Annotated in this window: 25 protein-coding genes; 9 read left to right on the top strand and 16 right to left on the bottom strand. The window is 69.3% G+C overall.

The genetic code is table 11. The annotated features are described in order from the left end of the window. Positions 1–2: 2 nt before the first annotated feature. Complete coding sequence (locus PXH83_RS14185) at positions 3–1,097, top strand: M23 family metallopeptidase (RefSeq protein ID WP_274560482.1); 1,095 nt, start codon at positions 3–5, stop codon at positions 1,095–1,097. Between the two features lie 57 nt (positions 1,098–1,154). Here PXH83_RS14185 and PXH83_RS14180 read toward each other — a convergent pair whose 3' ends face one another. Then, the gene (locus PXH83_RS14180; RefSeq protein WP_274560481.1) at positions 1,155–2,024 is read right to left on the bottom strand and encodes a Cof-type HAD-IIB family hydrolase; all 870 of its coding nucleotides are present in this window, start codon (positions 2,022–2,024) and stop codon (positions 1,155–1,157) included. A 380-nt stretch (positions 2,025–2,404) separates the two neighbouring features. Between PXH83_RS14180 and PXH83_RS14175 the strand changes: the two genes are divergently transcribed. Continuing rightward, entirely contained in the window at positions 2,405–3,304 is a 900-nt protein-coding gene (locus PXH83_RS14175; protein ID WP_274560478.1) for an LLM class flavin-dependent oxidoreductase, read from the top strand. Between the two features lie 127 nt (positions 3,305–3,431). Next, positions 3,432–4,130, top strand: coding sequence for a maleylpyruvate isomerase N-terminal domain-containing protein (locus tag PXH83_RS14170; protein ID WP_274560476.1), 699 nt, complete (start codon positions 3,432–3,434; stop codon positions 4,128–4,130). A 97-nt stretch (positions 4,131–4,227) separates the two neighbouring features. Here the strand turns inward: PXH83_RS14170 and PXH83_RS14165 are convergent, their stop codons facing one another. The 5 genes from PXH83_RS14165 to PXH83_RS14145 form a co-directional block, all read right to left on the bottom strand. Continuing rightward, the gene (locus PXH83_RS14165; RefSeq protein ID WP_274560473.1) at positions 4,228–4,770 is read right to left on the bottom strand and encodes an RNA 2'-phosphotransferase; all 543 of its coding nucleotides are present in this window, start codon (positions 4,768–4,770) and stop codon (positions 4,228–4,230) included. 123 nt (positions 4,771–4,893) lie between these two features. Further along, the gene (locus PXH83_RS14160; protein ID WP_274560471.1) at positions 4,894–5,835 is read right to left on the bottom strand and encodes a MerR family transcriptional regulator; all 942 of its coding nucleotides are present in this window, start codon (positions 5,833–5,835) and stop codon (positions 4,894–4,896) included. Between the two features lie 25 nt (positions 5,836–5,860). After that, a complete protein-coding gene (locus PXH83_RS14155; RefSeq protein WP_274562828.1) occupies positions 5,861–6,745 on the bottom strand; it encodes a metal-dependent hydrolase in 885 nt (294 codons plus the stop codon). Between the two features lie 74 nt (positions 6,746–6,819). Further along, positions 6,820–8,589 (bottom strand): SDR family oxidoreductase, encoded by a 1,770-nt coding sequence (locus PXH83_RS14150; RefSeq protein ID WP_274560468.1) that lies wholly within the window; start codon positions 8,587–8,589, stop codon positions 6,820–6,822. After that, entirely contained in the window at positions 8,586–9,452 is an 867-nt protein-coding gene (locus PXH83_RS14145; protein WP_274560466.1) for a M24 family metallopeptidase, read from the bottom strand. The genes PXH83_RS14150 and PXH83_RS14145 overlap by 4 nt, the downstream gene beginning before the upstream one ends. A 303-nt stretch (positions 9,453–9,755) precedes the next feature. On the opposite strand from PXH83_RS14145, the gene PXH83_RS14140 reads away from it, so the two are divergent. The 5 genes from PXH83_RS14140 to PXH83_RS14120 all read left to right on the top strand — a co-directional run bounded on the left by PXH83_RS14140 (position 9,756) and on the right by PXH83_RS14120 (position 14,333). After that, entirely contained in the window at positions 9,756–10,799 is a 1,044-nt protein-coding gene (locus tag PXH83_RS14140) for an ABC transporter ATP-binding protein (protein ID WP_274562827.1), read from the top strand. After that, a complete protein-coding gene (locus tag PXH83_RS14135; RefSeq protein ID WP_214927923.1) occupies positions 10,789–11,697 on the top strand; it encodes an ABC transporter permease in 909 nt (302 codons plus the stop codon). Before PXH83_RS14140 ends, PXH83_RS14135 begins: the two co-directional genes overlap by 11 nt. After that, a complete protein-coding gene (locus PXH83_RS14130) occupies positions 11,694–12,605 on the top strand; it encodes an ABC transporter ATP-binding protein (protein ID WP_274560460.1) in 912 nt (303 codons plus the stop codon). Before PXH83_RS14135 ends, PXH83_RS14130 begins: the two co-directional genes overlap by 4 nt. An 18-nt stretch (positions 12,606–12,623) precedes the next feature. Continuing rightward, entirely contained in the window at positions 12,624–13,343 is a 720-nt protein-coding gene (locus PXH83_RS14125; protein ID WP_274560458.1) for an ABC transporter permease, read from the top strand. 273 nt (positions 13,344–13,616) lie between these two features. Then, a complete protein-coding gene (locus tag PXH83_RS14120) occupies positions 13,617–14,333 on the top strand; it encodes a hypothetical protein (RefSeq protein WP_274560456.1) in 717 nt (238 codons plus the stop codon). Between the two features lie 48 nt (positions 14,334–14,381). Here PXH83_RS14120 and PXH83_RS14115 read toward each other — a convergent pair whose 3' ends face one another. From PXH83_RS14115 to PXH83_RS14070, 10 genes are all read right to left on the bottom strand, one after another. Then, the gene (locus PXH83_RS14115; RefSeq protein ID WP_274560454.1) at positions 14,382–14,741 is read right to left on the bottom strand and encodes a DUF488 domain-containing protein; all 360 of its coding nucleotides are present in this window, start codon (positions 14,739–14,741) and stop codon (positions 14,382–14,384) included. Between the two features lie 42 nt (positions 14,742–14,783). Beyond that, positions 14,784–15,605 carry an HAD family hydrolase gene (locus tag PXH83_RS14110; protein ID WP_274560451.1) on the bottom strand — a complete coding sequence of 274 codons (822 nt, stop codon included), beginning with the start codon at positions 15,603–15,605 and terminating at the stop codon, positions 14,784–14,786. Then, the gene (serS, locus tag PXH83_RS14105) at positions 15,602–16,879 is read right to left on the bottom strand and encodes a serine--tRNA ligase (protein WP_274560449.1); all 1,278 of its coding nucleotides are present in this window, start codon (positions 16,877–16,879) and stop codon (positions 15,602–15,604) included. Before serS ends, PXH83_RS14110 begins: the two co-directional genes overlap by 4 nt. A 598-nt stretch (positions 16,880–17,477) precedes the next feature. Further along, positions 17,478–18,413: a prephenate dehydratase gene (gene pheA / locus PXH83_RS14100; RefSeq protein WP_274560447.1), complete on the bottom strand. Its 936-nt coding sequence runs from the start codon at positions 18,411–18,413 to the stop codon at positions 17,478–17,480. Between the two features lie 56 nt (positions 18,414–18,469). Continuing rightward, complete coding sequence (gene efeB / locus PXH83_RS14095) at positions 18,470–19,714, bottom strand: iron uptake transporter deferrochelatase/peroxidase subunit (RefSeq protein ID WP_420803166.1); 1,245 nt, start codon at positions 19,712–19,714, stop codon at positions 18,470–18,472. A 5-nt stretch (positions 19,715–19,719) separates the two neighbouring features. Continuing rightward, positions 19,720–21,696 (bottom strand): copper resistance CopC/CopD family protein, encoded by a 1,977-nt coding sequence (locus PXH83_RS14090; protein WP_274560445.1) that lies wholly within the window; start codon positions 21,694–21,696, stop codon positions 19,720–19,722. Between the two features lie 14 nt (positions 21,697–21,710). Beyond that, positions 21,711–22,187 (bottom strand): copper chaperone PCu(A)C, encoded by a 477-nt coding sequence (locus PXH83_RS14085; RefSeq protein ID WP_274560443.1) that lies wholly within the window; start codon positions 22,185–22,187, stop codon positions 21,711–21,713. After that, a complete protein-coding gene (locus tag PXH83_RS14080; protein WP_274560441.1) occupies positions 22,184–22,840 on the bottom strand; it encodes an SCO family protein in 657 nt (218 codons plus the stop codon). The genes PXH83_RS14085 and PXH83_RS14080 overlap by 4 nt, the downstream gene beginning before the upstream one ends. 29 nt (positions 22,841–22,869) lie before the next feature. Then, a complete protein-coding gene (locus PXH83_RS14075) occupies positions 22,870–23,613 on the bottom strand; it encodes a YcnI family copper-binding membrane protein (protein ID WP_274560439.1) in 744 nt (247 codons plus the stop codon). A 106-nt stretch (positions 23,614–23,719) separates the two neighbouring features. Then, positions 23,720–24,544 (bottom strand): hypothetical protein, encoded by an 825-nt coding sequence (locus PXH83_RS14070; RefSeq protein WP_274560437.1) that lies wholly within the window; start codon positions 24,542–24,544, stop codon positions 23,720–23,722. Positions 24,545–24,724: 180 nt separating this feature from the next. Here PXH83_RS14070 and PXH83_RS14065 point away from each other — a divergent pair, with 180 nt between their 5' ends. After that, positions 24,725–25,183, top strand: coding sequence for an ATP-binding protein (locus PXH83_RS14065; protein WP_274560435.1), 459 nt, complete (start codon positions 24,725–24,727; stop codon positions 25,181–25,183). Positions 25,184–25,239: the final 56 nt, after the last annotated feature.

The following is a 25,239-nucleotide window of genomic DNA, read 5'->3' as shown; positions in this document are numbered from 1 at the left end:
CAATGCGCCTCGGACCACTGCACTTCGGACCAATGCGCCGCGGACCCTGCCTATGGCCCCCCGTGCCGGTGCTGTGCGCCCTCCTGTGCGTGCTCTTCTGCCTCCCCGCTCCCGCCGCCGCTGTCGCCGTGCGTGACAGTTCCTCCGACGGCCCCGCCATCAGCGCCGAGGTCGCCCGGCTGTACGAGGAAGCGGCGCAGGCCTCGCAGACGTACGAGCTGGGCAGGCTCGCAGCGAAGACCCAGCGGATGAAGGCCCGCCGGCTGGAACGGCTGCTGGAGGCGGAACGGCGCGAGGTCGAGGCGCTGCACGCGGACGTGGGGCAAGTCGCCCGGGCCCAGTACCGCACCGGAAGCGGAGGCATCACGTACACCACGCAACTGCTGCTGGCCGACGATCTGGAGGACCTGATGAATGGTCAACAGCTCGCTTGGCAGGCCGATCTGGCCGTATCCCGGCTGCTGGAGAGGGCCGAGAGGGCCGAACGCAGGCTCGTCAGGGACGAGAAGCGGGCGACTGCCGCCTGGCGCGACTTCGACGCCCGTTCTCTCCAGCTGGCGGCGATCAAGCGCGGTATCGCTGTGAAACTCGAAGAGGCGCGGTGGAAGCTCCAGGGTGCGGCGGACCGCAGTGTCGCTGCGGGGCGCTGCGCGGGCGCCGTGCGGCTGGAGCAGCGGGAGGAGCCGACCACGCGAGCGTGGGTGACGCCCGTCGAGGAGTACGAGCTTTCGGCAGGCTTCGGCGGCGAGGGCGCGCGCTGGAAGAGCCGGCACACCGGGCAGGACTTCGCCGTGGACATCGGCACACCGGTACGGGCCATCGGCGCGGGCCGGGTCGTCTCGGTCTCCTGCGGCGGCGCCTTCGGAATCGAGGTGGTGGTCGGGCACCCGGGCGGCTACTACTCGCAGTACGCACACCTGGCCGGCGTCACCGTCGACCAGGGGCAGCTGGTGCGTACCGGACAGTGGGTCGGGCAGGCCGGTACCACCGGCAACTCGTCGGGGCCGCACCTCCACTTCGAGGTGCGGCTCACTCGCCACATGGGGTCGGCCGTCGATCCGGCGCGCTGGATGCGCGAGCACGGGGCGGGGTTTTGAACGGGCGGGTCTTGAGGGCTTGGGCTTCGGACTTTGGGGCGGGAGCCCCTGGCGTGGCTAGAGGCTGGCGAGGATTCGTTCGATGACGACCGCTACACCGTCGTCGTTGTTCGCGACCGTACGGCCGGATGCCGCGGCCACCACGTCCGGGTGCGCGTTGCCCATGGCGTACGACGTGCCCGCCCAGGTCAGCATCTCCACGTCGTTGGGCATGTCCCCGAAGGCCACGACCTCGGCGGGCGAGATGCCGCGCTCCGCACAGCACTGCGCGAGGGTGCTCGCCTTGGAGACGCCGAAACCGCTGATCTCCAGCAGGGCGGTCGGGCTGGACCGGGTGATGGACACGTGGTCGCCGGCGGTGGCCCGGGCCAGGGTGAGGAAGTCGTCGGGGGACAGCTCGGCGTGGTGGGCCAGCAGCTTGATGACCGGGGTCCCGGAGCCGGGGGCCGCCTCGTGGAGCAGCTTCTCGACGGCGGCGACGGTGGCACCCGGGTCGAGGTAGAAGGGCGGGTAGCCGGGCTCGTAGTGGATGCCGTTGGTGAGCTCGACCGCGAAAGAGGTGCCGGGGGCTGCGGCGCGCAGCGTGAGGGCGACAGCGAGGGCGTTCTCGCGGGGCAGGGGGCGTACCTTCAGCAGGTTTCCACCCGCGTGCAGGTCGACGACGGCGGCGCCGTTGGCGCAGATCGCCATGCCGTGGCCGTGGACATGGTCGCTGACGACGTCCATCCAGCGGGCCGGGCGTCCGGTGACGAAGAAGACCTCGATACCGGCCTCCTCGGCGGCGGCGAGCGCTGCGATCGTACGGTCCGACATGGACTTGTCGTCGCGCAACAGGGTGCCGTCGAGGTCGGTCGCGATGAGCCGCGTGGTGGCGGCCGGGACCGGGCGGGTGTGCTGGGGGTCGGTAGCGTCCGTAGCTGAGGTCACAGATCCATCTTCCCGTATGGAGCACACGTGCGTGCGAAGGGGCGCACATCTGAGAGCGCGCGGGATCGCCTGTGCGCTGGTGGGGGAGCGCGTCCGGGCTCGGCCAGGCACGCGCCCGTGATCGGCGGGGTACGTCCGGCGTACGGACGGGAAAGCGTCAAGGTTCGGCCGGGGTACGGGCCTGGATCGCGTCCACGATCCGTCACGGACCGGCCGGCTGATCGGTTCGGGGCCTGCATTCGCAGGGGGGCGGCCAGAGGGATGGGGCATCCTGGCCGCATCCGGCTCAGCGATCTGTCCTGTCCGTGGGCGATCCTGCCCCCGGACAACGGCGGGGAACGTTGGCCCGGGCCGCGCGTTCGCCACGTATGGTCGAGGGCATGCGTTTGAGCACCGTGATCCTTCCCGTCCGCCGCTGGTCGCAGGGTGGCCGCGATGCGTGGCAGCGAGCCGAGCAGCTCGGTTTCCACGCCGCGTACACCTACGACCACCTGTCCTGGCGGACCTTCCGCGACGGTCCGTGGTTCGGCGCCGTGCCGACTCTTACCGCCGCGGCCGGCGAGACCTCGCGAATGCGCCTCGGCACCCTGGTCACGTCCCCGAACTTCCGTCACCCCGTGACCCTCGCCAAGGACCTGATCACGCTGGACGACGTGTCCAACGGGCGCATCACGCTCGGCATCGGCGCCGGTAGCAATGGGTTCGACGCCACGGCACTCGGCCAGGAGCCCTGGACGCCGCGTGAGCGCGCCGACCGCTTCGGGGAGTTCGTGCCGCTGCTCGACCGGCTGCTCACCGAGCCCGCCGTCACCCACGAGGGCACGTACTACTCCGCCGTCGAGGCGCGCAACATCCCCGGCTGCGTGCAGCGGCCCCGCCTGCCCCTCGCGATCGCCGCGACCGGCCCGCGCGGGCTGAAGCTCGCCGCCCGGCACGGCCAGGCCTGGGTGACCACCGGCGACCCGAAGCTCTTCGAGTCCGGCACGCCCGCCCAGTCGCTGGAGGCCATCCGCGGCCAGGCCGCCAAGCTCGGCGCCGCCTGCGCCGAGATCGGCCGGGATGTGAACGAGCTCGACAAGATCCTGCTGACCGGCTTCACCCCCGAGCGGAGTGGCCCACTGGAGTCCCTTGACGCCTTCGTCGACTTCGCGGGCCGGCACTTCGCGCTCGGCTTCACCGAGATCGTGCTCCACGCCCCGATCGCCGACTCGGACTTCGCGGCCGATGAGAAGGTCTTCGAGCAGATCGCGACGGAGGGGCTGGCCCAGCTCCGCCCGTGACCGTCCGGTCGATTCGAATCAGGGCTTGATTCGGGTCAGAGGCGGATCGCGGTGACGACGAACTCGGTCGCGGGAAAGTGCGGTTGTTCTATGCCGGTGGTCACGCCCGTTGCCTAGGCTGGTCGGTATGGACGGGGAAACGGTGTTGGCGGCCCTCAGGGCCGAATCGCAGCGTCTGTACGAGAAGGTATGCACGATCCCGGAGGGTGAGTGGGACCGGCCGAGCCCGTGCGACCCCTGGACGGTGCGCGAGGTGTTCGCCCACCTGACGAACGCGGTTGACCGGGTCGGGAGCATGCTGGCCGAGCCTGAGCCGGAGCCGTCGGGGGCGCTGGTGACGGCCGCCGGGTATTACGCGCCCGACGAGCGCTTCTCGCCTGACGCCAATGAGGTCCGCATCGAGACGGCCCAGGATTCCGCCGGCTGGTACGCCGACGGGCGCGCGCTCGCCGAGCACTTCGACTCCGTCTGGCGCGCTGTAACCGCGGCCTGCGCCAAGGAGCCTCCGGAGCGCCGGGTCCGTACGCGGCACGGAGACTCCATGCTGCTGTCGGACTTCCTCGTTACCCGGGTCGTCGAAGTGTGCGTGCACGGCTTCGACGTCGCCGCGGGGCTGGGCCACGAGCCGTGGCCTACCGACGAGGCGGCGGACGTGGTGGCGCGGCTGTTGCTGGGCGGCCACCCGTACGACGAATCCGTGCCCGTGTCAGGAGGCGGCTGGGACCGTACGACGTTTCTGCGCAAGGCGACCGGGCGGCTTCCGATGACCGAGGCGGAGCGCGCGGCGGCTGAACGCCTGGGAATGCGCTGGCTGACGCTGGGTTGAGCCTGTTTCACGTGAAACAGCGGACCGTCCCAGCCCCCAGCCCCGAGCCCTCAGCCGTGCCGGAGCCCTCAGCCCTGCCGGTCAGTCGGTCAGCCGGTCAGTCGGGGAAGCGCAGGTACTCGGGCGGTACTGAAGCGGTGAGCCACACGCCGTTGGCGCTGACGCGGAAGATGTGACCGGCGCGGTGCATCGCCCCGGCGTCTACGTTGATGACGACGGGGCGGCCGCGCCGGGCGCCGACGCAGGTGGCAGTCTCGCGGTCGGGCGAGAGGTGGACGTCGTGCCTGGCCATGGGGCGCAGGCCTTCGGTGCGGATCGCGTCCAGGCTCCGGGCGACGGTGCCGTGGTAGAGGTACGCCGGCGGCTCGGCCTCCGGGAGATCGAGGTCGACCTCGACCGTGTGGCCCTGATTGGCACGGATCCGGGAGCCGTCGACAGCGAACCTCTGCTTGTCGTTTGCGGCGACGACGTGGTCGAGCTCGGCGCGGGTGAACCGGAAGCCGTGCTCTGCAGCGGCCTTGATCAGAGTGTCGATCTCGACCCAGCCGTTCTCGTCGAGCGTGATCCCGATCCGCTCCGGCTGGTGCCGCAGATGCTTCGAGAGGTATTTCGACACCTTTGTGGTGCGTCTTTCATCCATCAGGCCAGAGTGCCCGCGAGGCGAGCGTCACGCTACTCAGATTCGAACGACAGGTTTGATCCACAACCAAGTCGGGTTATCCACAAGGGATTTCACACTTCTGTGGACAACGGCCATGTCTTTTCAAGGCATTTGATCAAGTTCGCCGGATATCAGGCCATTTGAGGCCAGCGAGTCCAACGTCCTGGACTGCACCTCACGTTCAGCGGCAGCCGCGATGAACGCAGCTGCGTTGGCGGACCCAACCAGCCCGCGCACCGCCCGCATTGTCTCTTCGGGAAGGCTGACAATCTCCGACTCGGGCCCCGGCATCGGCGGAGCTGCCGCGCCGAGGTGCTGCTGGAGGTGACGGGTGGCGAACGTCTGCATGGCACGGGCCAGTTCGGCGTCCACGGTCTGCTGCGCGAGCGGCCGCAACCGCCGCACCATTTCCGCCGCCTCGGCCGCCTCTGCGTCCGTGGGCGGACGGTGACCGAGGTAGCGCGCGAACACGTGCTCCGTGGTGAACTCCAGGAAGCGTGTGGCGATGTGCTCCACCTGGCCTCGAAGTTCCCTCAGGTGGCCGGAGATTGCCAGCAGCGGCACACCGGCCGCATGCAACTCGGCTGCCACAGCCAGCTCTTGCGGTGACGGCACCAGGAACTCGTCGTCCCGTCCCGGGATACGTTCAAGCACCCCGAGTTCCACCGCGTCCTCGACCGCCTCGTCGTCGGGCTTCCCGCCGAATCGCTCGTCCAGTTCCGCCCGCGAGATCCGGTCCGCCTTCTCGTCCGTCCACGGCCCGTTGACCTCGGCGACGAGACCGAGCACCCCGCCGAGCCCCTTCCCCGCGTCCCAGGCCTCCAGCAGTTCTTTGATGCTGGCCAGGGTGTAGCCGCGGTCGAGCAGCGCCGCGATCTGGTGGAGCCGGGCCAGATGCGTGTCCCCGTACACATTGGACCGGCCGCGACGCTCCGGCTTGGGGAGCAGCCCGCGGTCCTGGTAGGCGCGGATCGTACGCACCGTGGCACCGCTCTGGTGCGCCAAGTCCTCGATCCGGTACTCGGCTGTCGGCTGACCTGACACGCTCACTCCCTCGGTCCCCACACGCCTACGACAGGGCTGCCCGGCCCACCGCACCCGCGGCGGCGCGAGCCGCGGGCGACGTCGCGAGGTACTCGACGGCCTTGCGCAGTGAGCCCTCCTGCGAGGGATGGTACGACCGCCGGAAGTAGCGCGGTATCGCGGAGCCGAGCTCGCGCCAGGTGGGCAGCAAGCCCTTGGCGACGGCCCTGTTGTGCTCGCGCAGCGAGTACCGCAGCCGGCCGGCGAGCTCGGGGTCGTGCCGGATCAGGTACGCCGCGCCCCACGCCCACAGCCACAGCAGCGTGGGGGCGACCACCACCATGCCCTCGATGCGGCGGGCGTACCGGGGCAGCCCCGACCCGCCGCAGTGCTGGTACATGTCGAAGGCCACCGCCCGGTGTTCGACCTCCTCGGCGCCGTGCCAGCGCAGCAGGTCGAGCATCACCGCGTCCGGATCGGCGTGGTCGAGGCCCTCGGCGTGCAGCACCCAGTTCCCCAGGACCGCGGTGAACTGCTCGATCGCCGCGATCAGGGAAAGCCGGAAGCGCAGCCACTCCTGCGCCGGTATCGGCACGCCGAACGGCGGTGCCTCGCCCAGGAGTTTCTCGAACAGGAAATCCACATGCTTGGTGTAAGGCCGGGTGTCCAGCTGCTGCTCGGCCAGATGGTTCAGCACATACGCGTGCTGCACGCTGTGTGTTGCCTCCTGTCCCATGAACCCCTTGACGTCCTTCAGGAGTTCGGGATCGCGGACCAGCGGCAGGGCCTCCTTGAAGACCTTGACGAACCACCGCTCCCCCGCCGGCAGCAGCAGGTGCAGCACATTGATCACATGTGTGGCAGTGGGCTCGTCCGGTATCCAGTGCAGCGGCGTATCGCGCCAGTCGAACGAGACCCGGCGGGGCGTTATGGCGTAGTGCTCTGTGTTCTCGGCGTGCTCAGCATTCTCGGCGTTCTCGGCGCTCCCGGTTCGCTCCTCCGTGCTCACAGCGGCGGCTCCATTCGGGCAATGGCGCGCAGCGTCCTCGGGGCGAAGCGGGACATGAAGTGGGCACCGCGCGCCTCGGGGGTCACCGGCACAACCGCCTGGTTGCGTACGACGGCCTTGAGCACCGCCTCGGCTACCTTCTCCGGCGGATAGTTGCGCAGCCCGTACAGCCGGGTCGACCGCTTCTGCCGGCGCTTCTCCTCGTCCGCCGAGACCCCGGCGAACCGCGCCGTCGCGGTGATGTTGGTGTTCACGAACCCAGGGCATATCGCCGTGACACCGATTCCATGTCCCGCGAACTCCGCCCGCAGGCACTCGCTCAGCATCAGCACCGCCGCCTTCGACGTGCTGTACGCGGGCAGCATCTTCGACGGCTGGTACGCCGCCGCGGACGCTGTGTTGACGATGTGGCCGCCCTGCCCGCGCTCGGCCATCTGCTTGCCGAAGAGCCTGCAGCCGTGGATGACGCCCCACAGGTTCACGTCGAGGACCTTCTTCCAGTCCTCGGCGGTGGTGTCCAGGAAGGAGCCCGAAAGGCCGATGCCGGCGTTGTTCACCAGGACGTCGACGACGCCGTACTCGGTGGCGACCTTCTCGGCGAGCTTCTCCATCGCCTGCTCGTCACTGACGTCCACCGTCTCACCCCAGGCCTGCGGCGCCCCGATCAGCCGGGCCATCTCGGCCGTCCTGGCCGCCCCCTCCGCATCCCGGTCGACGGCCACGATCCGCGCTCCCGCCTCGGCGAACGCGAAGGCGGTGGCTCGCCCTATGCCGCTGGCCGCACCCGTCACCAGCACGAGCTGCCCGCCGAACCTGTCGGCGTACGGGCCCTTGGCCGCCGTCTCCCTGGGCGCCACCCCGGCCGCGCTGTCCTCGTTCCCTGCGACGAACTCGTTGATCCAGGCGGCCAGTTGATCGGGCCGGGTGCGCGGCACCCAGTGCTTGGCGGTCAGCGTGCGCCGCACCAGCTGCGGAGCCCACAGCTCCAGGTCGTCGTAGAGCCGCTCCGAGAGGAAGATGTCGCCGGTCGGCGTGATCAGCTGGACCGGCGCATGGGCGTACGCATCGGCGCGCGGCCTGCGCAGCCGGGCGCGGACGTTGTCCCGGTACAGCCAGGCGCCGTGCGCCGCGTCCTGCGGCAGCGACGCCGTCGGATAGTCGCCGGCCGCCACCTTCTCCACCCGCTGGAGGATCTTCGGCCACTGCTTGCCGAGCGGGCCGCGCCACGCAAGCTCGGGCAGTACGGGCGTGTGCAGCATGTACACGTACCAGGACTTGGCGCCCTGGCCGAGCAGTTGGGCTGCCCTGCGCGGCGTCGGCCGCGACATCCGCTTCTTGATCCAGTGCCCGAAGTGGTCCAGGGAAGGGCCGGACATCGAGGTGAAGGACGCGATCCTGCCCTCGGTGCGCTTGACCGTCACGAACTCCCAGGCCTGCACGGACCCCCAGTCGTGCCCGACCAGGTGCACCGGCTTGTCCGGGCTCACCGCGTCCGCGACCGCCAGGAAGTCGTCCGTCAGCTTCTCCAGCGTGAAGCCGCCGCGCAGCGGCGTGGGCGCCGTCGACCTGCCGTGCCCGCGTACGTCGTAGAGCACCACATGAAAGTGCTCGGCCAGCCGCGAGGCGACCTCCGACCACACTTCCTTGCTGTCCGGATAGCCGTGCACCAGCAGTACGGTCGGCTGCGCGGCATCGCCCAGCTCGGCGACGCAGAGCTCGACCCCTCCCGTACGCACCCAGCGCTCGCGCGCCCCCTGAAGACTCACGCCGACTTCTCCTCTGCCCAGCGCCGCACATGCGGCAGATCGTCGTCCAGCCAGAACGCGCTCTGCTCGGGGTCCCGGGAGTCGGTGACCACCAGGATTTCCTCGAACTTCGCGCCCGTACCCCGGAATCCGAGATGCGGCTCGACCGCCCACAGCCCCGGCTGCGGCGGGTGGTCGGAGAATTTGTACGGGCTCCACAGCGGCGACCAGCCGTCGCGGTGACCGTGCAGGGCATCGCTCGCCAGACCCTTCAGCGATTGCGTACCGAACCCGAAGAGATGCGGCGACCAGCGGCGCTCCTTGACCCGGTCGACCTTGTGGGCGATGACGCCGAAGGGGTACGCGCGGTGCCGGTTGGCGTATCCCTGGCGGATCATGAGCCGTTCGACGTTCTCGTATATCTCCCGCAGCGACCGACGTTCGCGCACCTCGCGCAGGATCAGCTCACGGTGCGGTTCGAGATCGGCGAGCAGCTTGTCGTGCACGGGATTGAGGCCCAGGCACCCCGAGTACCCGATGTCCGACGTATAGCCGTTGTAGACCGGGGCCATGTCGAGGATGAACGGCATTCCCGGCTCCAGCCGCCGGTTCGTCGGGAAGAACTGCAACGGCACCCGGAAGTTGACGAAGGCCGTCCGGTCCCCGAACCAGGCGAAGGGCAGATGGAACCAGTCCCGTACGCCCCGCTCGCGCAGCCAGTCGCGCTGCATGCGCGCCGCCTCGCGCTCCGTCACCCCCGGCTTGAGCTGGGCGGCGACGGCTTCGGCGCATGCGTAGGCGAGGCGCTGCACCTCCCTGAATCCCCGCAGGTCCGCGGTCAGTTCGCTCTGTGCTGCAGAGGTTGCTGAGACTGCTGAAGCCATGCCACCTGTCCGTCCCGTATGCGGTAGGTACGCGCTCGTAACTTGACACTGATGAATGTGACAATGCCCGGCGGCGACGTCAAGGGGTGTGCGCGACCTGTGGATAACCGGCGGCCCGCCGGACCCGCCCCCGCATCTGCCCCGGGCCACCCCGGAACCGCCCCCGCACCTGCCCCGGCCCTCCCCCCGGGGTCCTACTTCGGGCGTTTCCCCTACGGGTCCGTACGCCTGGAGTCGGACACGGATCCAGCCGCCTGGTCTGACGCGAGGTGTGGTCTGCGCCACTACCTTCGAAATGTGACTGTGATCGCGACCGAAAGCCTGAGCAAGCGGTTCCCGAGGGTGACCGCGCTTGACCGGCTCTCCTTGGACATCGGACCCGGCGTGACCGGCCTGGTGGGCGCCAACGGAGCCGGCAAGTCCACCTTGATCAAGATCCTGCTGGGTCTGTCCCCCGCCACGGAGGGCCGGGCCGCAGTGCTCGGCCTCGACGTCGCCACCAGCGGCGGCGCCATCCGCGAGCAGGTCGGCTACATGCCCGAGCACGACGCGCTGCCACCCGACGTCTCGGCCACCGAGTTCGTCGTCCACATGGCGCGCATGTCCGGCCTGCCGCCCACCGCCGCCCGCGAGCGCACCGCCGACACTCTGCGCCATGTCGGTCTGTACGAGGAGCGCTACCGCCCCATCGGCGGCTACTCGACCGGTATGAAGCAGCGGGTGAAGCTGGCCCAGGCACTGGTCCACGACCCGAAGCTGGTGCTCCTCGACGAGCCGACCAACGGCCTCGACCCGGTGGGCCGCGACGAGATGCTCGGCCTCATCCGCCGCATCTACACCGACTTCGGCATCTCGGTCCTGGTCACCTCGCACCTGCTCGGCGAGCTGGAGCGCACCTGCGACCACGTCGTTGTCGTCGACGGCGGCAAGCTGCTCCGCTCCAGTTCCACCAGCGACTTCACCCAGACGACGACCACCATCGCCGTCGAAGTCACGGACACCGACATCCACCCGGACGGCACCCGCGCGCTGCGCGAGGCGCTCACCGCCGCCGGAACCACCCTCCACGCGGCGCTGGAGGACGGTCTGCCGGGCGCGGGCCACATCCTGCTCGTCGAAGCGACCGGCGAGGAGACGTACGACCTGGTGCGGGACACCGTGGCGGACCTCGGAATCGGTCTTGTACGGATGGAACAGCGCCGCCACCACATCGCCGAGGTGTTCCGCACGGACGAGCACGGCCGGTCGGCGGAAAGCGGGAAACAACAGCCCGTCGCCGCCGTAGCCGGCGCCGCACAGCACCAGGTCGCCGCAGACCAGAAGGGAGCCGGCCGCGATGGCATCTGAAATCACCACACCGGGCACCGACCCGACCCGTATCCACAACATCGGCTACCGGTCGTACGACGGCCCCCGCCTCGGCCGTGCGTACGCCCGCCGCTCGCTCTTCTCGCAGTCACTGCGCGGGGCGTACGGACTGGGCCGCAGCGCCAAGTCCAAGGTGCTGCCGATGATTCTCTTCGCGGTGATGTGCCTGGTCGCGGCGATCATTGTCGCGGTGGCGGTCGCCGCCCCCGTGGAAATGAAGGACCTGCCGGTCACGTACACGCGGTACGCGATCTACCTGCAGGCCGTCATCGCCCTCTACCTCGCCTCCCAGGCCCCGCAGTCCGTCTCGCGCGACCTGCGCTTCAAAACCGTCCCACTGTATTTCTCACGCCCCATCGAGCGCAGCGACTACGTCCTCGCCAAATACGCGGCGATGGCCTCGGCCCTCTTCGTCCTCACGGCGACCCCCCTGGTGATCCTGTACGCAGGCGCCCTGCTCGCCGAATTCGACTTCGCGGACCAGACGAAGGGGTTCGCACAGGGACTGGTCTCCGTGGCACTGCTCTCCGTCCTCTTCGCCGGTCTCGGCCTCGTGATGGCCGCACTGACCCCGCGCCGCGGCTTCGGCGTCGCCGCCGTCATCGCCGTACTGACCATCTCGTACGGAGCCGTGTCCACCGTCCAGGCCATCGCCTGGGAGCAGGGCGCGAACAGCGCGGTGGAATGGCTCGGCCTCTTCTCGCCCGTCACCCTCATCGACGGCGTACAGACGGCCTTCCTCGGCGCCACCTCTGCCTTCCCCGGAGGGGAAGGCCCCTCGGCCGGCAGCGGCATGGTCTACCTGCTCGTCCTCCTCGCGCTCAGCTTCGGCTCGTACGCCGTGCTGATGCGCCGTTACCGAAAGGTCGGGCTGTGACGACCATCGACATCGACCACACCTCGCGCTGGTTCGGCAATGTGGTGGCGGTCAACGACATCACGATGCGGGTCGGCCCCGGCGTGACCGGACTGCTCGGCCCCAACGGCGCCGGCAAGTCCACCCTGATCAACATGATGGGCGGCTTCCTCGCCCCCTCCACCGGCACCGTCACCCTCGACGGGAAGCCGATCTGGCGCAACGAAGCCGTGTACAAGCACATCGGGATCGTGCCCGAGCGGGAAGCGATGTACGACTTCCTCACCGGCCGCGAATTCGTCGTCGCCAACGCCGAATTGCACGGACTGGACACCGGCGCGGCGGACAAGGCGCTCTCCACCGTCGAGATGGAGTACGCACAGGACCGCAAGATCGCGACGTACAGCAAGGGCATGCGCCAGCGCGTGAAGATGGCGTCCGCCCTGGTCCACGACCCGTCCGTGCTGCTCCTCGACGAGCCCTTCAACGGCATGGACCCGCGCCAGCGCATGCAGCTCATGGACCTGCTGCGACGGATGGGTGCGGAGGGCCGCACGGTCCTGTTCTCCTCCCACATCCTGGAGGAGGTCGAACAGCTCGCCTCGCACATCGAGGTGATTGTGGCCGGACGTCATGCGGCCTCCGGCGACTTCCGCAAGATCCGCCGCCTGATGACGGACCGCCCGCACCGCTATCTCGTACGGTCCAGCGACGACCGTGCGCTCGCCGCCGCGCTGATCGCGGACCCGTCGACGGCGGGCATCGAAGTGGACCTCAAGGAAGGGGCACTGCGCATCCAGGCCGTCGACTTCGGCCGCTTCACCGAGCTGCTCCCGCAGGTCGCGCGTGCGCACGGCATCCGGCTCCTCACGGTCTCGCCGTCCGACGAGTCCCTCGAGTCGGTCTTCTCCTACCTCGTAGCGGCCTGAAAGGAGCTTGCAGCGATCATGTACGAACCCACAGTCGCCCGGCTCACCTACCGGGCCCTCCTCGGCCGCCGCCGGGCAGCCGTCCTCTTCATCCTGCCGGCCCTGCTGCTGGTCATCGCGGTAGCGGTACGGGTCCTCACGGGCGCGGACGACCAAGTGGCCGCCGATGTGCTCGGCGGCTTCGCGCTCGCCACGATGATCCCGCTGATCGGTGTGATCGCGGGCACGGGGGCGATCGGCCCGGAGATCGACGACGGCTCGATCGTCTATCTGCTCTCCAAGCCGGTGAAGCGGTCCACGATCATCTTCACCAAGCTCATCGTCGCGATCGCCGTGACGATGGCCTTCTCCGCGATCCCCACCTTCATCACCGGCATGATCCTCAACGGCAACGGCGGACAGATCGCGATCGCCTACACGGTCGCGGCGCTGGTCGCCTCGATCGCGTACAGCGCGATCTTCCTGCTGCTCGGTACGGTCACCCGGCACGCGGTGGTCTTCGGGCTGGTCTACGCGCTGGTGTGGGAGACCCTGTTCGGCAGCCTCGTGCCCGGCGCGCGCACGCTCAGCGTCCAGCAGTGGGCGCTGTCCCTGGCGGAACGGATCGGCGCGAACGGCACGATCACCTCGGACGTCGCACTGCCTACGGCGGCGGTCCTGCTGGCGGCGGTCACGGCGGCGGCGACTTGGTACGCGGGCCAGAAGCTGCGGACGCTGACGCTCGCGGGCGAGGAGTAAAAGCGGAACGTCTTCGTCCGTCCGTCAACCCCTGCCCTGTGGGCGGGGGTTGACGCATTTCCGCGTAACTGTACGTTTATCGGCTCGTTGTTCACCCTGCGTGGAGGCAACTGGGATCTGTGACGTCGAGCGTTCGTGAATTTGGGGATTGCCGGTGCCGGAACGAATCCGGGCCGGTCACAAGAGTGAGTAGCCACCTTGAGCGTCCTCCGCCCCTGAAAGCCCGGGGACAGGGCTGTCCATCGTCGGCTTTCACGAACGGAAGGCATCCTCATGCCATCGGAAGTCACCCTGCTCGAATCGCGCACGATGCGCGACGAGCACCTGGGCCGTATCGACGTCCTCGACAAGGTCAAGGCGCTTGTCATGCTCCCGGACGGAATTTACGTCCGCACAGAAGACGTGGCTCGGTATTTCGAAGTATCCACAGAGGTCCTGAAGAAGGTCGTACAGCGCCATCGGGAGGAACTCAACGAGAACGGGTTGCAAGTACTGCGAGGCGATGACCTGCGCATCTTCCAGAGGGACATCTTGTCCCTCTGGAGCGACAACCTGGGGACAAGTTATCCACAGGCGGCCACGAACCTCACGCTCTACACCCGCCGGACCGTCCTGAACATCGCGATGCTTCTTCGCGACAGCGACATCGCCCGCTGCGTCCGTACGTACCTCCTCGATGCCGAGGAGAGCGGCTGGCGCGAGGGCTACGCCTCGCTCGACCGGCGCGTCACCAAGGTCGAGTCCCACCTGGACTCGGTCGGGCACGCGCTCCAGGAGCTGGGGCCCGTCATCAACGGGATCTCGGTACGGCTGGACCGGCTCGACCGGCGGCTCGAAACCACCAACCAGGTCGTCGGCGCCATCAGCAACCGCCTCTGCGACCTCTCCGACGACATGCGGCGGATGGAGCACCGCATGGACCAAAAGCTGGACGCCGTCTCCCATCGGCTGAGCGCTCTGGAGCGCAGCCAGCGGCGTAAGCGCCGCTGATCCGCTGATCCGCTGATTCCGGCCGCCGTTGAGGACCTCGGGCCGCACTCAGGTCAGCAGCAACCGCAGCAGTACTGCGGTATGGCTGCGGTCCGGGTCCTTGGCGGCGGTCAGCAGGGTGACCCGGCCCGCCTTGGCGAGCGTACGCAGACCGTCCAGGGCCTCTGCCGCATCCGGGGCGGCGAGCTCGGCCTCGTAACGGCGGCCGAACTCCTCGAACTCGCCGGAAGCGCCGTGATACCAGCGGCGCAGCTCGTCGGACGGCGTCAGGGCCTTCGGCCATTCGTCGACGTGGGCCGCGTCCTTGCTGAGACCGCGCGGCCAGAGCCGGTCGACCAGCACCCGGGTGCCGTCCTCGGCCGACGGCTGCTCGTACACCCTGCGCACTCGGACATCAGGTTTGGTCACAAGGACCAGCCTGCTACACGTTCCGGTCCGTCGCGCGCGCCCTCAGCCCTGGAGCAGCTGCTCCAGCACCACCGCGATGCCGTCGTTCTCGTTCGACGCCGTGATCTCGTGGGCCACGGCCTTCAGCTCGTCGTGCGCGTTGGCCATCGCCACACCGTGCGCCGCCCAGCCGAACATCGGGATGTCGTTCGGCATGTCACCGAAGGCGATCGTGTCCGAGGCCTTGAGCCCCAGCCGCCGCGCCGCCAGCGACAGGCCCGTCGCCTTGCTCAGGCCAAGCGGAAGCATCTCCACCACACCCGGGCCCGCCATGACCACGTCGACCAGGCTGCCGACCGTCTGACGCGCGACCTGCGCGAGCGCGTCGTCGCTCAGCTCGGGGTGCTGGATGTAGACCTTGTTCAGCGGCGCCGACCACAGATCGGCGGGGTCCTTGAACGGTACGTAAGGAAGCGGGCCTTCCTGCACCCGGTAGCCGGGGCCGACCAGTACCGCCCCCTCCAGGCCGTCGCGGCTGGCGGCGAGCGCCAGCGGGCCCACCTCCGCCTCGATCTTGGAGAGCGCGAGCCCGGCCAGCTGCCGGTCCAGCGTCACCGAGGTCAGCAGCCGGTGCTCACCGGCGTGGTAGACCTGCGCGCCCTGGCCGCAGACCGCGAGGCCTTCGTAGCCCAGGTCGTCCAGGATGTGCCGGGTCCACGGGACAGCACGTCCGGTGACGACGATGTGGGCCGCGCCCGCCGCCGTGGCGGCGGCGAGCGCGTCGCGCGTACGGGCCGAGACCGTCTCGTCGGAGCGCAGCAGCGTCCCGTCGAGGTCGGTCGCGACAAGCTTGTACGGGAAAGGGGCGGCGGAGCGAAGGCTCACTTGGTGATCGGCTCCAGCACTTCACGGCCGCCCAGGTACGGACGGAGCACCTCGGGCACCCGCACCGAACCGTCCGCCAACTGGTGGTTCTCCAGGATCGCCACAATCGTGCGCGGTACGGCGCACAGCGTGCCGTTCAGCGTCGCCAGCGGCTGGACCTTCTTGCCGTCGCGCATACGGACCGACAGCCTCCGGGCCTGGAAGCCGTCGCAGTTCGACGCGGACGTCAGCTCGCGGTACTTGCCCTGCGTCGGGATCCACGCCTCGCAGTCGAACTTGCGCGAGGCGGAGGAGCCCAGGTCACCTGTGGCCACGTCGATCACCTGGAAGGGCAGTCCCAGGCCGGTCAGCCACTGCTTCTCCCACTCCAGGAGCCGCTGGTGCTCGGCCTCCGCGTCCTCGGGGTTGACGTACGAGAACATCTCGACCTTGTCGAACTGGTGCACCCGGAAGATGCCCCGGGTGTCCTTGCCGTACGTACCGGCCTCGCGCCGGAAGCAGGGCGAGAAGCCGGCGTAGCGCAGCGGCAGCTTGTCCGCGTCGATGATCTCGTCCATGTGGTACGCCGCGAGGGGGACCTCGGAGGTGCCGACCAGGTAGTAGTCGTCCTTCTCCAGGTGGTACACGTTCTCGGCGGCCTGGCCGAGGAAGCCCGTGCCCTCCATGGCGCGCGGGCGGACCAGCGCGGGCGTGAGCATCGGGATGAAGCCGGCCTCGGTCGCCTGTGCGATCGCCGCGTTCACCAGCGCCAGTTCGAGCAGCGCGCCGACACCCGTCAGGTAGTAGAAGCGCGAGCCGGACACCTTGGCGCCGCGCTCGACGTCGATGGCGCCGAGCGCCTCGCCGAGCTCCAGGTGGTCCTTGGGCTCGAAGCCCTCGGCGCCGAAGTCGCGGATCGTGCCGTGCGTCTCCAGGACGACGAAGTCTTCTTCGCCGCCGACCGGTACGTCGGCGTGCACGATGTTGCCGAGCTGGAGCAGCAGCCGCTTGGACTCCTCGGCCGCCTCGTCCTGCTCGGCGTCGGCCGCCTTGACGGCGGCGGAGAGCTCGGCGGCCTTCTTCAGCAGCTCGGCCTTCTCGTCGCCGGTGGCCTTGGGGATGAGTTTGCCGAGCGACTTCTGCTCGGAGCGGAGTTCGTCGAAGCGGACGCTGGACGACCTGCGCCGCTCGTCGGCGGAGAGGAGGGCGTCGACGAGCGCGACGTCCTCTCCACGGGCGCGCTGGGAGGCGCGAACACGGTCGGGGTCCTCACGGAGCAGGCGAAGGTCAATCACCCCACCAGGCTACCCGCGACCGCTTGCGGCGATCGACTTGATATTGCATTGCGTGGCAATTTGCCCGAATTGCCCATATTGGGAATGCTCACGGGTATCGCCGCACGCGCCCGCCGGTGCACGTCAATAAAACAGGCACTATTCCCCGAAACAGGGCACTTTCAGTCGGTCGCGTTGACGCTTCTTCCTTGCGGCGAACGGGAGTTGGCGGACCGGTTGTCCACAGGAATGCACTACCTCGGAAGGTTATCCACAGGCTGTGCGAAAGATCTGTGGATGCCGGAAGAGATCGTTCCGAATGGTGCATGCGGGGCGGAAGATTCCCCGGTCAAACCCAGTTCACACGCTCATTCGGGTGGGAATTACTCGCTCTAAAGAGTTGATCAATGGAATTGAGGTGACGTCGCCCGACCTGACGACCTGTGGACGGAAGGGCGCTCTCTGAGGAGATTTGTCGACCATGTCGGGATACGTTGTCGACTTGTCCCCAGGTCGAGAAGCAGTCCTGTGGATAACTTCTGTGGGTAACGCAAATCTGCAGGTAGGACTAGCGCGAGCAGGGCTCGTGCGGCCACGCCCCGCAGTTAGTACGGGCCGATCAGGCCCGGCCGTCCTGACTGCGCGCCAGCCACTCCGACGCCGCCACGAATTCCGCGTCCGACGTCCCCGCCCGCAGCGCCCGCACGTCCTCGACCGACACCCCGGCCCTCGGGTACGACCCGAGGAACCGCACGTTCGGGCAGATCCGCTTGAGCCCCATCAGCGCCTCGCCCACCCGCCGGTCCGAGATGTGGCCCTCGGCGTCCACGGCGAAGCAGTAGTTGCCGATCCCCGCTCCCGTCGGCCGGGACTGGATCAGCATCAGGTTGACCCCGCGCACCGCGAACTCCTGGAGCAGTTCGAGCAGCGCACCCGGGTGGTCGTCGCCCAGCCAGATGACCACCGACGTCTTGTCCGCACCGGTCGGCGCGGCCGGCCGGCCGGGGCGGCCCACCAGCACGAAGCGCGTCTGTGCGTTCACGGCGTCGTGGATCTCGGTGACGAGCGGTTCGAGGCCGTACTTCGCCGCCGCGAACTCACCGGCGAAGGCCGCGTCGTACCGGCCCTCCTGGACCAGCCGCGCGCCGTCCGCGTTCGACGCCGCCGACTCCCACAGCACGTCCGGCAGATTCGCCGCGATCCAGTTGCGCACCTGCGGCTGAGCGGCCGGGTGCGCGGTGACCGTCTTGATGTCGCTGAGCTTCGTGCCGGGGCGCACGAGCAGCGCGAAGCTGATGGAGAGCAGCACCTCGCGGTAGATCATCAGCGGTTCGCCGGACGTCAGCTCGTCGAGGGTCGCGGTGATCCCGCCCTCGACGGAGTTCTCGATCGGTACGAGCGCCGCCGCCGCTTCCCCGCTGCGCACCGCGTCGAGCGCGGCCGGCACGGACACCATCGGGACGAGCTCCCGGGTGGCGGCTTCCGGAAGCGTACGGAGGGCGACCTCGGTGAAGGTGCCCTCGGGGCCGAGATAGGCATAGCGCGTTGCCGACATACGGTCACCTTAATGCGCGCTGCGAAACAGCCCGTACGGACAGCAGCACCGCTCTCTCAGGATTCCAGCAGCCGCTGCCCCACGTACTCCCCGTCCCGCGCCCCGCCCGGCACCGCGAAAAGCCCGCTCGCCTCGTGCCGGACAAAGGGCGACAATGCGTCCCCCCTGTCGAGCTTGCGCTGCACCGGTACGAAGCCGCGCAGCGGGTCCGCCTGCCAGCAGATGAAGAGAAGCCCGGCGTCCGGCGTCCCGTCGGCGGAGATCCCGTCGTGGTACGAGAACGGCCGCCGCAGCATCGCCGCGCCGCCGTTCTGCTCGGGCGCGGAGATACGGGCGTGGGCGTTGGAAGGGACGACCAGCTTGCCGTCCGGGCCGGTCTTGTCCAGATCCAGTTCGGTCGTCTCGCTGCCGCCCGTAAGCGGAGCGCCGTCGGACTTCTTCCGCCCGATGACCTTCTCCTGCTCGCCGCGCGCCAGCTTCTCCCAGTCGTCGAGGAGCATCCGGATCCGGCGTACGACGGCGTACGAGCCGCCCGCCATCCACTCGGGATCGCCGCTCGCGGGCACGAAGATCCGCCGGTCGAAGTCGTCATCGGACGGCTTCGGATTGCCCGTGCCGTCGATCTGCCCCATCAGATTGCGGGCGGTCATCGGCTGCGCGGTCGCGCCCGGCGAACGGTTGAAGCCGTTCATCTGCCAGCGCACCTTGGCCGCGTCGCCCGCCTCCTTCTGGATGGCGCGCAGCGCGTGAAAGGCGACCAGCGAGTCGTCGGCGCCGATCTGTACCCAGAGGTCGCCGTTGCTCCGCCGCGGGTCCAGGTGGTCGGAGGAGAAGTCGGGCAACGGGTCGAGGGCCGAGGGCCGCCGGGCGGCCAGGCCCGTACGGTCGAAGAAGGTCCTGCCGAAGCCGAAGGTGACGGTCAGCGAGGACGGCCCCGCATCCAGCGCCACCCCGGTGTCGCCGTCCCCGAACGGCTCGCCCGCCATCAGCGTGCGCGCCGCCTCCGACCAGCGCCGCAGCAGCGCCGCGGCCTCCTTGCGCCCCGCGCCCGCCGCCAGGTCGAACGCGACGAGATGCCCCCGGGACTGGAGGGGTGTGGTGATACCGGCCTGGTGCTCGCCGTGGAAGGGGGCGGACGTCGAGCCGACAGACGTCAGCGCCTTCGCGTCCGCACGGCCGCCGGAGTCCGAGGTCGCCGCGTACACAGCGGCCCCGCCCGTCGCGCCCAGCCCGAGCCCCGCGGCGCCGGCCGCGCCCGCGGTGCCGAGCAGCCGCCGCCTGGAAATGTCGATGTCGCTCACGCCGGTCAGCCGATCTTCACGTTCTTCTTGACGGTCACTTGGTCGATGTCGGAGGTACGGACGGTCAGTTCGAGCTCCCACGTACCGGGCATCGGGATCTGCACACCGTTCGCGCTCCAGTGTCCGCTCGCGACGCGGTCCGGGATGGCGGGCAGCGGCCCGATCTCCTTCTCGTTGTGGGTGAACGCGACCTTCACCTCGGGGGCGTCCATCACCCGCCCGTTGGGCCGCTCCAGCCACACGTGCAGGCCGTTGCTGCCGGAGCGCGCCGGGTCGAGCTCGACCCTGGCTGTGCCCTTGCCGTCCTCGCCGCCCGTATCGAAGGGGATACGGATGTCGATCGGGCGGTCGGGTACGGCGGTGGAAGTCTCCGCCCTCGCCACTTCCTTCTCCTCGGTACGCCCCGGCTCGGTGCTGGTCAGTACGGTCGTCACGGCCAGCAGCACCACCGCGACCCCGGCCTCCGCCAGTACGGAACGCCGCAGCCCGAGCCGCTCGGGATCCGCGTCCCGTACGCGCTTCACGCGCGCGGTGGCCACGGCGGCCTTCTGCCGGGCGAGTTGAGCGGCCCGGGCGGGGTCCGCGGGGACGGTAACGGCCTCAGCCGCCTCACCCTCACCCTCACTCTCATCCTCAGCCCCCGCCCGCTGCTCGATGAGGGCGGCCGCCTCCGCCTCCGGCGCCACGGTCTCGGCCAGCCGCCCCGTCCAGCGCCGCGACAGCCAGGCGATGCCGACGAGAACGGCGACCAGCCCGACCTTGACGAGCAGCAGCTGCCCGTACGCCGTCCCGGTCAGCGCCGACCAGGAACCGACCTGCCGCCACGACTGGTAGACCCCGGTCGCGGCCAGCACGACGACGCTCGCGAAGGCGACGCGGGAGAAGCGCCGTACAGCCGTACTTTCGATGCCCGGCGTCCGGTAGAGCGCGACCAGCAGCGCCGCGAGCCCGCCCAGCCAGGCCGCGACCGCCAGCAGATGCAGCACGTCCACGGGCATCGCGATGCCGGGCTGGAGTCCCGTCGACGCGTGCTCGGAGAGCGCCCAGGTCGCCGCGACGCCGGCTGCCAGGACCCCGCCGCCCAGGGCGAGTCCGAAGGTGAGGTCCTTCTTCTCCTTGGGGTCCTCGCTTGAATCAGGCAGTCGGCGCGAAGCGCCGTCAGGCAAGGTGGTGGTGGGAGACGGGCGGGCGTACGCCCCGAACAGCACGGCGACGAACAGCGCGCCCGCGCCGAGCAGCAGCAGCCGGGATACGAGCGAAGCCCCGGTCTTGGTGTCCAGTACGGCCTTGAGCCCACTCAGGTCGAAGGCGTCGGCGAGCTTGCCCGAGCCCGTGTAGGGGGCGCGCAGCAGCAGCATCACCAGGGTCGACGCGGTCAGCGTGATCCACCCCTGGACGACGAGGCGTTGCAGCGGCCGCTCGCCCGCGCCGCGCTGCCAGCAGGCCAGCACGAAGGCGGCGCCGCCGACGAGCAGGATGAAGCCGGCGTACGACGTGTAGCGCGCGATGCCGTAGAGCGCGCCGACGAGGCCGCCGCCCGCGGCCTGTTCGGGTACCTCGACGGTGGTCTTGGAGGGGGCGCCGATGGAGAAGGTGAACGCGCCGGAGATGGGGTGGCTGTCGGCGGAGACGGCCTGCCAGGCCACGGTGTACGTGCCGTCGGGCAGCCCGGAGTGCAGTGGGACGCCGTACTTGACGACGTTTCCGCTGCACATGTTGCGCAGCTCACCGGTGTCGGCGCGCTTGCCGCTGGGTTCGAGGACGCGGATCGAGTCGTCGCCCAGGGCGATCTGCTCCGAGAAGGTGAGGGTGACGTGCTTGGGCGCCGTGGCGACGACCGCCCCGTCCTTCGGGTTGCTCCCGGTCAGCGCGGCGTGCGCGGATGCGGGGGCGGCTCCTGCGAGCAGGGTGCCGAGGAGTGCCGTGGTGATGAGCAGCAGCCGGATCACTGCGGCTCCGAAGCGCGGGGCGGTTGCCGGCATGGTGTGTCAGTCCCTCAGTGCTTCTTCGGGTTGTGGGTGGTCTTCTCGACCGGAAGTTCGGTCTTGATCACGCCGGCCTTCTCGAAGTGCAGCTCCACGGCCACCTTCTCGCCCACCTGGGGCTTCTTCTTCAACTTCAGGAACATGATGTGGCTCCCGCCGCGCTCAAGGTTCAGCCGACCTTCCGCGGGGATGTCGAAGGACTTCACCTCCCGCATCTTCTGGTTCTTGGTCTCGTGGATCTGGACCTCGCCCGAGATGTCACTGGTGACGGAGGTCAGCTTGTCCGCGACATCGCTGTCGTTCTTGACGGTCAGGAAGCCGGCGGCCATGTCGTCCATGACGGGCTCGGGCATGAAGGCCCCGCTGACCTTGAGCTCTGGCTTGGCGTTCTTGACGTCGGCGTCGGCCGAGCCGTCGGTGGAACAGCCCGCCAGAACAAGGCCCGTGGTCAGGGCAATGGCGGTGACGAGGGTGGTGCGGCGGTTCACGGGTTCTCCCCCTTGAGGAGCTTCGGAAGGTCCTTGGCGTAGTCGTCGGCGGTGGTGTCCTCGCCGTACAGCACGTATCCGGCATCGGTCTTCGGCGAGAACGCGATGACCTGTGCACCGTGCATGGAGACGACCGAGCCGTCCTTCTCCTTCTTGGGCGGGTCGATGCCGATACCCATCTGGCGGGCCCCGGCCTGAATGGTCGGGAAGTCGCCGGAGAGCCCGGTGAACGCGGGGTCGCCCGCGCCCTTGAGCCACTTGCCGAGTGCCTTCGGGGTGTCCCGTTCGGGGTCCGTCGTGATGAAGACGACCTGGAGCTTCTCCCGGTCCGCAGGGGAGAGCTTCTTGTACGCGATGGCGATGTTGCTCATCGTCAGCGGGCATACGTCGGGGCAGTTGGTGTAGCCGTAGTAGACGAGCGTCGCCTTGCCCTCTGTCTGCTCACGCAGGTCGTACTTCTTGCCGTGCGTGTCCGTGAGGACGAGATTCGGCTTCTTGAAAGGCCGGTCCAGTACGGTCGCGGCCTTCGTCGCCGTATCGGCGGAGACGCCGCTGAGCGGCTTGGAGCTGTCGGCCTTGTCGCCGCCGCACGCGGACAGGGTGAGCGCGGCCGTCGCTACGAGCGCCACGGCCAGCGCGTTCTTCTTGCGCATAGAGATAGGTCCCGGTGTTTCGGTGAGGGTCAGGAGGTGCGGCGGCGGCCGGCGAGAACGCCGAAGGCCACGCCCGCGACACCGACGGCGATGCCGACGACGGCGAGGACGCGGGCGGTCGAGTCGCTGGTGCTGCCGTCGGCTGTTTCGCTCTTCTTGCCGTCGTCGTGGGCCTTGGTGTCCTGGGCGGACGCCTCGTCGTTCTTGGCGCTGCCGGAGCCGTGGTGGTCGTCACCGGTGGGCTCGGTCAGCTTGAGGACGGGGGCCGGGGACTGCGGCTCCTCCTGGCCCTCCTTGGGCTCCTCGATCCAGCGGACAACTTCCTTGTTGTCGTACGTCTGGACGGCCTTGAAGACCAACTGGTCGGCGTCTTCCGGCAACTGCCCGAGCGAGAGCGGGAACTGCTGGAACTCGCCGGGCCCGATCTTGCCGCCGGTCCAGGTGACCTTGGAGACGGCCTCGGTGATCTCCTTGCCGTGCACCTTGAGCGGCTTGTCGAGCTCGGTCTTGGTGACCTTGACGGTCCACCCGGGCACGGGCTGCGGCATCACGGACGACAGCGGGTGGTCGGTGGGGAAGGAGACTTCGAGCTTGGTGGTCGAGGCGTTGTCCCGCTCGTTGGGCACCTTGACGTTGACGGTGGCGTAGCCGCCCTTCTCGGCGGGTCCGACGGGCTGCACGCCGACGTGCGCGAGGGCCGGGCCCGCGATCAGCAGGACGGTGGAAGCGGCGGCGGCGCCGACGACGGCGGCGGAGATACGCGTGACATTCATGGCTGGAAACACTCCACGGAGCAGAGGTGAATGATGTTCCGGAGCGCGGGTACGCACCGGCATCGCGACGCCGCTCCCGTGGTGTTACGTCGAGGAGTGCGCCGCGTCAGGCTGCGAGAACGAGCGCCGCCGAGGGCGGACCGCGCCTGATCACCGTGTGCTGGAGGGCTTCCCCTGGCGGCCGCAGCGGCGCGAGGAACGGGGTGCGCAGGGCACGCCGGCGCTGCGCGGGCGCACCGGGCAGCCCGGCGCGCAGCGAGCGTACAAGAGCGAGCGCGGCGCGCAACGACCGTACGAGTGCGCCCTCCGCGACTCCATGCGCCGACAGCAGAACCAGCCGGGTCAGCGCCGTCTCCCCGCGCCGCAGCAGCCAGCCGGCCGCGACGGCGGCCAGCATGTGCCCGAGCAGCATGGGGAGGGTGGGGAACAGCCCGGCATTCGCCACGGTCTCGGACTGCTGCGCCGCATTGGCCGTGTGGGATGCGTGAGCCGCATGCGTGAGGTGCTGCTGCGCCGCGTGCGCGGACGCCGGGTCGATGCCCGCTTCGGTGACGATCCGCCGGGCCTCGGCGGTGCTGAGCGGAATGGCCCCGGTGCCGCACAGCAGCTTCGCCGCCAACGTGCGCAGCGAGGTGTCGGTGGCGGCCGACTGCAGGGCAGGGTTGTGCTGGCCGAGCCCGAAGAGGACGTGCAGAGCGAGTTGTCCGCAGGCCAGCGCGGTGGCGATGGCGGGCAGCGAGCGCGCGCGCCCGGCCAGCGGTGCTACCACGGCGAAGACGGCGGCGCAGCCCAGCGCGATCGTCCACCACGGGACGGTGGCGCAGGATGCCATGACGTGTCCTGTCGCGGACAGCGCGACGCAGACCGCGGTGAACACCGCGGTCCTCAGCAGCCGCGGACCGGCTCCGGCGCGTACGACCGATGTAGACATGGCGCCGACATCATCGCATTACGTCCACCTGCCTCATACGGCAGGTCCGCGCGCACATACACCGCCGGCCGTGGTGCGCGCATCGGCCGAATGAGCGCAATCACATCCATCACACGCTTATGACCGACTGCTTGTGGCAATACGTAACCCTATGTCGAGCCGCAGCCAGGAGGCTGGAGCATGAGCATCTGGTGGTCACTCCACTTGCGGCGCGAAGCCGCGAGCGTTCCGCTCGCCCGCCGCCTTCTGCTCGGCACCATGGAGACAGCAGGGGTCGATCCGGACATTTCCTACGATCTCTCGGTCGCGCTCAGCGAAGCCTGTGCGAATGCGGTCGAGCACGGCGGGGACGAACGGTCCGGAACACCCTCTGCGGAATACCGCGTGACCGCTTATCTGGACGGCGAGAAATGCCGTATCGAGGTCACCGACTCCGGGCCGGGCTTTCCCCCCTCACGGCGAGGGAACTGTGCCGCACTGCGCCCCGCACCCAGCACGGCGGAAGACGGCAGAGGCCTCTGCCTGATCGAGCAGCTCGCGGACCATGTCCACTTCAGGAACCGGCCGGGGCGCGGCGCGGTGGTCAGCTTCGACAAGGTCCTGAAATGGCGCGAGGACGCACTGCTCAAGGTGTCCTGAGCAGCACGCCCTCGTGGCGGCCGGAGACTTCGGTCTCGCCGGCCCTGTTTCTCGCC

It is taken from the genome of Streptomyces spiramyceticus, from assembly GCF_028807635.1.
In the GTDB taxonomy this organism is placed as follows: Bacteria; Actinomycetota; Actinomycetes; order Streptomycetales; family Streptomycetaceae; genus Streptomyces; species Streptomyces spiramyceticus.
Note: the sequence above shows the minus strand (reverse complement) of the source record. Positions and strands in the feature narration are given on the sequence as shown.